Below are 1,356 nucleotides of genomic sequence, written 5' to 3'. Positions count from 1 at the left end.
CATCTCCCCTGCAGGTAACATCAAAGTTGACAGCCCTGGAGGTCAATACCTGATCAACCATGGTGTAAAAAGAGAAGACTTCAACTCCTACGGTTCCCGTCGTGGTAACCACGAAGTCATGATGCGCGGAACGTTCGCGAACATCCGTATTCGTAACCAAGTGGCACCAGGAACAGAAGGCGGCGTAACAACTTACCTGCCAACTGGCGAAGTTGAGTCCATCTACGATGCATCCATGAAGTATCAAGCTGCAGGCCAAAACCTCGTTGTTATCGCGGGTAAAGAGTACGGAACTGGAAGCTCCCGTGACTGGGCGGCGAAAGGTACATTCCTACTTGGCGTAAAAGCTGTTATCGCTGAAAGCTTCGAGCRTATTCACCGCAGCAACCTGGTTGGTATGGGCGTTCTTCCTCTTCAATTCCTTGAAGGAACAAGCTGGAAAACTCTTGGTATCACAGGTCGTGAAACATTCGATATCACTGGACTGAGCAATGATGTTCAACCAGGATCGACAGTTAAAGTGACAGCAACTCGTGAAGATGGTACAACTTTCGAGTTCAACGCACTTGTTCGTTTGGATAGCTTGGTTGATGTAGACTACTACCGTAATGGCGGTATTCTACAAACTGTTCTTCGCCAAATCTTGGCTGAGAAAAACTAAAATAACCATCAAGAAAGCAATACACACACAACTACGAAATCCGAGATTGCCTTATGGCATTCTCGGATTTTTTGCAATTTGGGCGGCGTCTGTATCCTTAGAGCCACAAGTGATTGACTTACATTGGTAATAACTGCGGGTTGAGCCCCCCTCCATCCCCACCTATAATGGGTAACAGCGAAAGGGGAGATGAAGATGAACTCATTAAAAAGGCTCGTCCTAGTCATGCTGATCGCTTCGATTGGTCTAGGAATTTCAGTAAGCGAATGGAGCCAACCAGCTTCAGCCGCAGCGGCTACTACGGTGCAAGCAGGTAGTCAAAACGGAGATGTCTGGGATGCTCAGTTCCGTCTTAAAGTGTTAGGCTATTACCAACAGCCGGTAGATGGCGTGTACGGTCCAGTTACCGCCGCAGCTGTGCGTAATTTTCAATACAATTATGGCTTAACGATAGATGGAATTATTGGTGCTAATACATGGCAGAGCTTACGTAAGTATTCGGTAAATCAAGAGGATCTTGATATGCTGGCGAAAGTGATCTATAGCGAGGCTCGCGGTGAATCCTACGAAGGACAAGTCGCGGTTGCAGCCGTTGTCATGAATCGTCTAAGTTCAAGCGAATTTCCGAATACAATCGAAGGGATTATTTTTGATTCAGGAGCTTTTACGGCCGTAGATGACGGACAATACTGGTT

The 1,356-nt window shown here is 46.9% G+C and carries 1 protein-coding gene and 1 pseudogene; both read left to right on the top strand.

Annotation, left to right across the window (positions count from 1 at the left end):
* Nucleotides 1-661, top strand: a pseudogene (locus tag AC1DUA_RS37840) (aconitate hydratase); the annotation flags it as partial.
* Nucleotides 662-856: 195 nt separating this feature from the next.
* Nucleotides 857-1,356, top strand: a 500-nt coding sequence (locus AC1DUA_RS37835) for a peptidoglycan-binding protein (RefSeq protein ID WP_477504601.1), incomplete at its 3' end; no start/stop codon positions are given.

It is taken from the genome of Paenibacillus sp. 01T422 (assembly GCF_056398785.1).
This window is presented reverse-complemented; position numbering and strand designations above follow the sequence as displayed.